5 protein-coding genes and 1 pseudogene are annotated in these 9,019 nt (G+C 67.9%); 3 read left to right on the top strand and 3 right to left on the bottom strand.

All coding sequences use genetic code 11. From position 1 onward, the window contains the following. Together K2Z83_RS01435 and K2Z83_RS01430 are read left to right on the top strand one after the other, a co-directional pair. Nucleotides 1-441: pseudogene (locus K2Z83_RS01435) on the top strand (hypothetical protein); the annotation flags it as partial. Next, complete coding sequence (locus tag K2Z83_RS01430) at nt 438-2,612, top strand: transglutaminase domain-containing protein (RefSeq protein ID WP_220593398.1); 2,175 nt, start codon at nt 438-440, stop codon at nt 2,610-2,612. The pseudogene K2Z83_RS01435 and the gene K2Z83_RS01430, both read left to right, overlap by 4 nt. Nucleotides 2,613-2,626: 14 nt before the next feature. On the opposite strand, the gene K2Z83_RS01425 is transcribed toward K2Z83_RS01430, so the two are convergent. The 3 genes from K2Z83_RS01425 to K2Z83_RS01415 form a co-directional block, all read right to left on the bottom strand. Beyond that, entirely contained in the window at nt 2,627-3,022 is a 396-nt protein-coding gene (locus K2Z83_RS01425; protein WP_220593397.1) for a Zn-ribbon domain-containing OB-fold protein, read from the bottom strand. A gap of 40 nt (nt 3,023-3,062) precedes the next feature. After that, the gene (locus K2Z83_RS01420) at nt 3,063-3,632 is read right to left on the bottom strand and encodes a Yip1 family protein (protein WP_220593396.1); all 570 of its coding nucleotides are present in this window, start codon (nt 3,630-3,632) and stop codon (nt 3,063-3,065) included. Nucleotides 3,633-3,843: 211 nt separating this feature from the next. After that, nucleotides 3,844-5,013 carry a beta-ketoacyl synthase N-terminal-like domain-containing protein gene (locus K2Z83_RS01415; protein WP_220593395.1) on the bottom strand — a complete coding sequence of 390 codons (1,170 nt, stop codon included), beginning with the start codon at nt 5,011-5,013 and terminating at the stop codon, nt 3,844-3,846. 223 nt (nt 5,014-5,236) lie between these two features. Between K2Z83_RS01415 and K2Z83_RS01410 the strand changes: the two genes are divergently transcribed. Further along, entirely contained in the window at nt 5,237-9,019 is a 3,783-nt protein-coding gene (locus K2Z83_RS01410; RefSeq protein ID WP_370650010.1) for a right-handed parallel beta-helix repeat-containing protein, read from the top strand.

Raw genomic sequence — 9,019 nt, 5'->3', positions numbered from 1 at the left:
GGACTGCTGGCCGAGGGCGACCGCCGGCGCATCGTCTGGCCGGCCGGCGGGCAGCAGCAGCTCTGGCGCATCCTGGGCGAGCTGGTCGACGCCCAGCCCACAGGCGCGCGCCCGCTCGGCGATCTGCTGCGCCTCGGCATGCCCTCGCGCTCCGGCGAGGCCTCCAGCGTCGCCACGGTGATCATCACGCCCGACCTCTCGGCGGGCTGGCTCGGCGGGCTGGCCGAGGGCGTGCGCGGCCGGCGCGGCGGCGCCATGGCCCTGCTGGTCGCCGATGGCTCCGGGAGCACCCCGGCGCAGGCCCTCGCCGCCGCCGGGGTGCCAGCGCAGATCTTCGACATCCACACGCCGCTGCCCCTCGCCAGCCCGCCCCGGCGGCGGGTGAAGTCCCGCATCTCGCCGCTCGGCCGGGTGATCGCCACCGCAGGCGATTCCCGGTGAGCGCCATCCTGCAATGGCTGATCCGGCGTCTCCGCCCTGCGGTCGGCTGGCCGGTGGCCCTGCTCGCCCTCGGCGCAGCCCTCGCCCCCTCAATCGCCGCCACCAGCGTCGCGTTCAGCCTGCCGGCGGGGCTGATCGGCTGGGCCGGCGCGCTCGGCCTGATCCTCGGCGCCGACCTAGCCCGGCCGGCGGGCTGGCGCGGCTGGCTCCTGCTGCGGCCCGTCGGCGCGGCCCTGCTGATCGTCGGCGGGGGCGCGGCCCTGCTCGCCGCCGCCGGCCAGTCGCTGCCGCCGCTCGGCCTGGTCGCCCAGGATGTGGTGGCCGCGCTGGATCGCATCCGCGGCCGCGTGCCCCCCGACGGCGGCGTGTGGATGAGCGCCCGCTTCCTCCAGGAGTCGCTGCCGCGTCTCTGGCGGAGCATCCTGGCCGCGCCCGATGCCGGGCGGGCCGGCGCGCGCCTGATCACAGTCGCCGTCAGCGTGCTAGGCGCCTGGGTCGGGGCGATCGCCCTGGGCCACGCCGTGGCCGCAGGCAGGCCGACCCTCGGCTGGGGCATGATCACGCTCGCCGCCGCCGGGGCCACCGCCATCCTCGGCGGCGGCAGCGGCTCCGGGCTGCTGCCCGCCGTGGGCCTGATCCTCGCGCTGGCGGCCGCGACGCACGCGGCGGCCCTGCGGCGCGGCTGGGATCGTGATGGGGCCGACTACAGCGACGAGATCGTCCCGCAGCTCGCCGCCTGGGGCGGCCTGCTGATCGCCATGGCCCTGCTCGGATCGCTGGCCATCCCCTCATCCCCGCCCGGCTGGCTCAGCGCCTGGATCTGGCGCGATGTCGCCCTGCCCTCGGGCATCGCCGCGATCGAGGCGCAGGTGCAGCAGCCCCGACCCCAGCCCGCGCCGGCGGACGTCGGCCTCTCGCAGCTGCCCTCGCTCAGCCTCGGCCAGTCGCTCCAGCAGGGGCCAGATGGGCAGGTCGCCCTGCGCGTGTCGCTCGGTGCGCCCCTGGCCGCGTCGCCCTGGCCGCGCTACTGGCGGGCGCGCGTGCTCGACCGCTACACCGGCGCGGGCTGGGGCAGCACCGCGCGTGTTGGCGCGCCCGTCCTGCCCCTGGGTGACGCCGCCGGACTGCCGGGCGGTATCGCCCAGGAGGTCGAGGACCTGCGGCCCATCCGCCTGACCCTGATCGGCCTCGCCGACATCCTCGCCGCAGACGCTGACGCGCGGGCCGAGCGGCTGCCCGACGGGTCGCTGGCCGCCCTCAGCGCCGACCGCGTGCCCGCGCGCTACCGCGTCCTCTCGCGCCCGCCGGAGCTGGCCGCCGCCGCACCGCCCGACGCGCCGCCCCCCGACATGGGCGTGCTCCTGAGCCTGCCGGCCCGCCTGCCCGAGCGCGTGCGCGAGCTGGCGCGCAGCGTGGCCGGCGACGCCGCATCCCCCTACGACACGGCGCTGGCCCTGGAGCGCTACCTGCGCGGGCTGGGCTACAGCTACCGGGTGGAGCCCCTGCCGGCGGGCGGCGACGCCGTCGACCAGTTCCTCTTCGAGATGCGCCAGGGCTACTGCACCTACTACGCCTCGGCCATGGCGATCATGGCCCGCAGCCTGGGCATCCCCGCCCGCATCGCCGTCGGCTACGCCGTGGGCGGCTACGACCCGGCGGGCGGCATCTACACGGTGCGCGAGGCCGACGCCCACGCCTGGCCCGAGCTCTATATCGGCGGGCGCTGGCTGCCCTTCGAGCCGACCCCGGTGCGCCCGCTGCCCGCGCGCGGCGGGCCGACATCCCCGGCCCCCACGCCGCCGCCGCTGCTGGTTGAGCCGCCCCAGCCCGCTGTCGCCCGCGCGCCGTGGCTCGCTCTGGGCGGCCTGGTGGCGCTGGCGGCCCTGCTCGGCGCGTGGCTGCTCTGGCGGCGGCAATCATCGCCCCTGGCCCGCGCCCTGCTGCGGCTGGAGCGGCGGGGCGCCCGCGCCGGCCGGCCCTGGCCCGCCGGCGCCACCCTGCGCGAGTACGGCGATCAGCTCGCCATAGATGCCGAGCTGATCACCCAGATTGAGGCGGCCACCTACGGCGGCCGGCCGCTCAGCAGGCGGCAGGAGGCCCGCCTGGCCCGCGCCATCGACCGATTCAGTAGGGCCGAAGCACTCAGGGCTGGCGCACAGCGCCAGCCCTGAGTGCTGCGGCCCTACTACCCCAACGTCGGCCGGAACTTGTAGCCGTAGACCAGCACCCCGTCCGGGCCGGTGTCGACCAGCTTGCGGGTGACCATCTCGACCGGCATGCCGATCTCCAGGTCGCCCTCGGCGCAGTCGGTGAGCTGCGCGGTGACGAGCGGCCCCTCGGCGAGGCGCACCAGGGCCACCGGATAGGGCGCGAGCCCCTCGTAGCCGTCGGGCACCTGGCGCAGCACGCTGAAGCTGTAGATCTCGCCGCGCCCGCTTAGGGTGACAGTCTCCCACGCGTCGGCGCTCTCGCCGAGGGTGATCGGCTGGGGCGGGAAGCGCACCTCGCCGGTGCTGCGGCTGCGCTGGCCCTCAAGGCGGTAGCGGGCGGCGCGGCCGCGCCAGTGTCGGGCGATTTCCATATAACTCCTCTTGATAGTGGCCGCCGCGCCGCTGTACGAACTACTGGCCGGCCCCGCCGGACATAACGAGTGCCAGCATAGCTCCGGCGAACACGGCGATACAGCCAACGATGACGACAAAAATAGCGACCTCGATCAGGATGACGTAGAGCGCCTTCTGGCTAGGCAGGTTCATGCCCGCCTGGATGGCGAGGTAGGACAGGTAGAAGTTATAGATCACCAGCACGAGGGCGGCGATCCCGCCGAGGATGGGGATCAGGCCGAGGACACTGCTCACGATCGTCAGCGGCGCACTGAACAGGGAGAAGTTCCAGGCCAGCTCGCCGAACTTCCCGGTGCCGCCGAAGGCGCGCCCGAGGCCGAAGGTGATCCCCCACGAGATCAGCAGGCCGATGATCGTGCCGAAGATCCCGCTGCTGATCGCCGTGCCCATCCCCACGCCAGTGCCGCTGATCGACGAGCCGATCGCAGCCAGCACCGCGTTGATCAAGCCGGCGATTACCGAGTAGATCAGCGCCCAGGTTAGGTTGTCCTTCTCGTGCTCCTCGAATGTAGACACGGATGGCTTGCTGAGAACCGCGATGCTGCCGTTGATCATTTCCTGGAACATGCTGAGCTCCTTACATGAGGCTGATACGCCGCCTCATTGTATCGGGTAAATCGTAAAACGTAAAGACCCCATGCCGACGCTTAACACGCAGCTAACATCGCCATAAACGCTTTACGCTTCGATGTCCGCACTCGGGATTATATTCGCATGTTCCGATGATTGATCTATAAGGGCACTGTCGGGGCAGATAAGGATGCAGCGTGCTGCGCCCCTACGGTGCCTCCGCGACCAGCACACTCGTGGCGGCGGTGACGCCCACCCCGCCGAGCGACTGGGCCAGGGCCACCCGTGCGCCGGCGACCTGGGCCGGGCCGGCCTCGCCGCGCAGCTGGCGGATCAGCTCGACCACCTGATAGACCCCGCTGGCCCCGGCGATGTCGCCGCGGGCTTTGAAGCCGCCGGCGGTGGCGAGGGGCGTGCGTCCCGTGGCGGTGATCGCGCCATCGGCGGCGTGGCGCGGCGCGCTGCCCCGCTCGTAGAAGCCGATCGCCTCCAGGGCCAGGGCCGCCGCGATCCCGTGGGGGTCGCTCAGCTCAAGCACCTGCACATCGCCGAGGCCCATGTGGGCGCGCCCGAGGGCGACATGGGCGCTGGCCCGCGCGGCCAGCAGGTCGAGCGGGTCGCGCCGCGCGCCGAGCGATGGCGTGTCGCTGGCGACGGCCGTTCCGGCCAGGCGCACGCGGGGGCCAGCCAGCTCGCGGGCGATGCTCTCTGAGGCCACGATCAGCGCCGCCGCGCCGTCGGCCACGCTGGAGCAGTCGAGCATATTCAGCGGCGAGGCGATCTGGCCGGCCTTGCGGTACTTGTCCGCGCTGATGCCGAAGCGGTAGAGCGCCTGCGGGTTCTTGGCCGCGTTGGCGTGGGCGTTCACCGGGAAGGGCGCGAAGGCCTCGGCCGCGTAGCCGTGCTCGTGCATGTAGCGCCGCATCAGCAGCGCCCACTGGGCCGTGAGGGTCACGCCGTGGATGCCCTCCGCCTCGGCGTCGGCGGCCAGGGCCAGGGCCGCCTCAAGGGCGCCGTCGAGCCGGTCGGTCACCTTCTCGGCACCCAGCACCACCGCGACCTCACAGTCGCCGGCGGCCACGGCCTGGGCCGCCTGGTGCAGGGCGACGCCGCCGCTGGCCCCGGCCGCCTCCACCCGCAGCGCCGCCACGCCGGCCAGGCCCACCGAGGCCGCCAGGTAGGCGCCGAGCTGGCCCTGGCTCGCCATCACCTCGCCCAAGGCGTTGGCCACATACACCGCCCCGACCCGCCGGGCATCCAGGCCGGGCGCCTGGGCGAAGGCGGCGCGCACCGCCTCGCTGGCCAGGTCGGCCAGGCTGCGCCCGTAGTGCTCGGCCACCGGCGTGGCCCCCGCGCCGACAACATAGACGTTATTCACGATACTTCCACCTTACTTTGTCGCTGTGGCAACCCCAACCCCTAACCCCCAACTCCCAACCCCCAGAATTTCAGGACTCTAGTACCCCATCCCCCCACTGGCCTCATCTTTACATCCCGTGCTACAATGGGCCGACATACTATTGGCCTGTAAACACTGCTTAATCGTGTGATTCGCCCCGTACTGTAGCCGACGCCCTATCACTAGGCGTAAGGAGTTCAGCATGTCCGAGCGCAGGCACTCGTGGTACCTTCTGGCGGCCCTCGCTATGCTGCTGGCCCCTCTCGCGGTGATGGTTCAGCCGGCGCTGGCAGCTGGTGCCTATACGGTCGATAAGCTGACAGATGACCCCTATGTTGTAGGACAGAGCTACTGCAATGTCAGCGGCATCGACTGCTCACTGCGCCAAGCCATCGAGCTTGCCGAGAACGATGGTGTGGCTAGTACGATTAGCTTTGGTAGTAGTCTGACCGGTGTGATAAACCTGGACATCGCTCAATATGGCCCGCTGATACTGACTGCGGGAAATACAAGAATTGAGGCGCTGATCAACCCGCCTGCGATTACGCAGCCGCCGATCGAGATTAGTAATAATCAGGGCAGCTCTGATCCGGCATTTACGATCACGTCATCTGGGAATACCATAAAGGGACTGAGCATTACCGGGTTTACTGGTTCGGGTCAGCCACAGGGTGTAGGGGTTAGTATCTCGGGCATCGGGGCTACAGGTAATCTGATCACGGGCAATTATATCGGCGTGAAGCCTAACGGGACAACTCTCGGTGCGAATTTGTATGGGGTTCGCATTGACTCTGAGGCATCGAGTAACACGGTCAGTGGTAATATTATCGTTGGCAGCCTGAATAGTGGCGTGTTAATCGATAACGCAAATGGAAATACTTTAACCAGTAACCTGATAGGTATTGGCCTGGGCAGTGCGGTTATCCCCAACGCCATAGCTGGTATTGAGATCACATCGAGCGTGGGTGGGACGAGTACGAGTAACATCATTGGCGGCCTGAGCTCAGAGGCGAATTTCATCTCAAGCAATGGCCCTGTCGGTAGCACCACCGCAGCAGGTGTCTTGATTCGTGGTGCTGGGACAACGGGAAATACGATTCGCGCGAATCTGATAGGTACTGATATCAACGGCACAGGAGACCTTGGTAATCACGGCGATGGCATCCGTATCGCCTCAGGTGCAAGCAATAATACGATCTTTGGCACAACCGAGAATCCCGTTGTAATCAGCGGGAACAGCGGCTATGGCATCCGCATAACTGGATCCACAACGGCGAATAATCAGGTCGGCGGCGGTGTCTTTATTGGGCTGAATCGGGATCGTAATGCGGCCCTCGCCAATGATCTCGGTGGAGTCTCTATCGATCAGGGCGCGACTGGCACAACAACGACTGGTAGTCCTACTGCGCTCACCTTGATCGGTGGTAACGCTGGCCCTGGTGTTATTGTGAGTGGCTCGACTACAGTGTACAACCAGATTACGAACGCCTATGTTGGCGCTGTTCCGAACCCCGACGCTGTAGGTACAATCACGGTGCCCAACGCCGGCGGCGGCGTCCTCGTGCAGAGCGGCGCGCAAAAGACGACGATCAGCGGCAGCACGATCTCGGGCAACACCGGCTTCGGCGTGCGGCTCAGCGCGACGAAGACGGTCACCATCACCGGCAACGTTATCGGCCTCGACACCGCCCGCACCGGCACGGTGCCCAACACCGGCCCCGGCATCGATGTGCAGGACGGCAGCAGCAACACGCTGATCGGCGGCAGCGCCGCCAACGCGAACTACCTGGCGGGCAACGGCGGCGCCGCGATCCAGATCGATGGCTCAAATACGCTGAGCACCACCGTGTCGAGCAACATCATCGGCCTGGCCCTGAGCGGCGCGAGCTACACCGCCGCCGCCGGCAATGCCGGCGACGGCGTGCTCGTGCAGGGCGGCGCGCGGAGCACCACCGTCAGCAACAACACCATCGGCAGCAGCGGCGGCGCCGGGGTGAAGATCGCCGGCAGCGACACCATGACCGTCACCCTCAGCGCCAACAATATCGGCTGGGCCGAAGCCCAGGTTCGGTCGAACGCCACCGGCATCACTATCGACTCGGCCCAGTACGTCACGGCCTCTAACAATCTGCTCCGCTACAATATCGGCAGCGGCATCCTCGCCACCGGTGTCCACACGGTCACGCTGAGCTCCAACCGGGTCTACTCGCAGACCCTCAGCGGCATCCAGATCAGCGGCGACTCGCAGAACGTGCAGATCCTGTCGAACCTGCTCACCTCCAACGGCGATCAGGGCGTCCTGGTGCAAAACACCTCCCAGCGCGTCCGCATCCAGTCGAACAGCATCAGCGCCAATGCGAACGGCGGCGTGAAGCTTGAGGGCACCACGCGCTACCTCGGCAGCGGCACCGACCCCGATAACGCTCCGGCCCTGCCGAACCACGGCATCGACCCGCCGATCTACGACCCGGCCAACGCGGCCCCGCTGCGCCTGCGCATCGATCAGAACGGCGCGGTCTCCGGCTGGATCTACACCGATACTGCCACGCTGCCAGCCTCGGCCTGCGCCCCCGTCGACACGTGTCAGATCCAGTTCTTCTCGTCGGATGAGGACCTGGTCGATGGGCAGGGCTTCATACCGCTCCAGGTCGCCATCGACGGCGGCGATGCCAGCGACTTCCTCACGCTGACGCCCGAGAGCAGAGGCTTCTTCTCTGGCCAGCTTGCGCTCGGCTCCACCCTGCCGCGCCAGCTAATCTTCGCCGTCACCGATGGCGAGGGCAACACCTCGGAGTTCGGCGTGCTCGATGTGGAGCCGCATCTCAGCGTGGACTACCTACAGACGAGCGACGGCCGGCAGGATGCCGCGCCCGGCCAGACGATCACCTATACGCTAAACCTGGTGAACGATGGCAAGGTTGACTTCACCGACACCGACCTGAATGTCTTCACCGGCGGCTCGCAGCAGGCGTGGATCATCACCCCGCTCAATAACACCTCGAACCTGATCAACCTCCCGGCCAACAGCACGCAGGTGTTCACGGTGACAATGCAGCTACCCTCTGTCTCCGACCAGCTGGAGAATGTGCTGGCCGGCCTCCAGGATAAGACCAGCGTCACCGCGCAGGTGTTCGGCAAGCTCCGCGACTCGCAGATCAGGACCAAGATTCTTACCACCACAGTGCTGGCGACGCCAGTGGTCAGCGCGAGGACTCTTGTCTCCTCGGGCTCCGCGCCGCCGTCTGGCCAGGTGACGCACACCCACGAGTTCTCGAACTCCGGCAATGTCACCGTGACCCTCGACCTGAGCTATGCGACGCTCGACCCGGCCAACAGCGGGTTCGTCTGGGCCACATCGCTGAGCGCGCAGTCGCTGACCATCCCGCCCGGGCAGAAGCGCACCGTCGATGTGACCGTCACGGTGCCCCAGGGCGCGCAGACCGAAGATGCCCAGGGCAACCCGGTCATCATCACGACGCAGGTCACCGCTGTCGGCAGCAGCGCATACAGCAGCGGATACAGCAGCACGACGGTGGTATCTGGCACGACCAGGGTCGATCTGGTGCCGAGCGTGAACATGACCGGCAACGGCCAGTACCAGCAGGCCGCATCGTTCGCGGAGATCCCCTTCTTCCATAGAGTCTCGAACACGAGCAACGGCCCGGCGCGCTTCTGCCTGAACTACCGCTCGAACTCGGGCAGCAGTGTCATATCCTTCGCCTCACAAACCCCAGGTGTGCCGATCTCGGGTAACTGCTTCACCCTCGATGCCGCAACCCCAGACAGCACCACCTCGTGGCTGCAATTTAAGGCGCTGATATCTGTGACAGGGAAGCTGCTGCCGGGGGATGTGGACTCGATCGATATCTACCTCACCAACGCCGCGACGGGGGAGAACGTCCGGAACGCCTCAGTGAGAGACGATATCGAGATCACGGTCAGCCCGGTGTTGCCGCGGATCTGGCTCCCGATGGTCATTCGTTAA

Origin of the sequence: Oscillochloris sp. ZM17-4 (genome assembly GCF_019599295.1) — a bacterium.
Taxonomy (GTDB): domain Bacteria; phylum Chloroflexota; class Chloroflexia; order Chloroflexales; family Chloroflexaceae; genus Oscillochloris.
The sequence above is the reverse complement of the archived record's forward strand: the minus strand, read 5'-3'. Positions and strand labels throughout refer to the sequence as shown.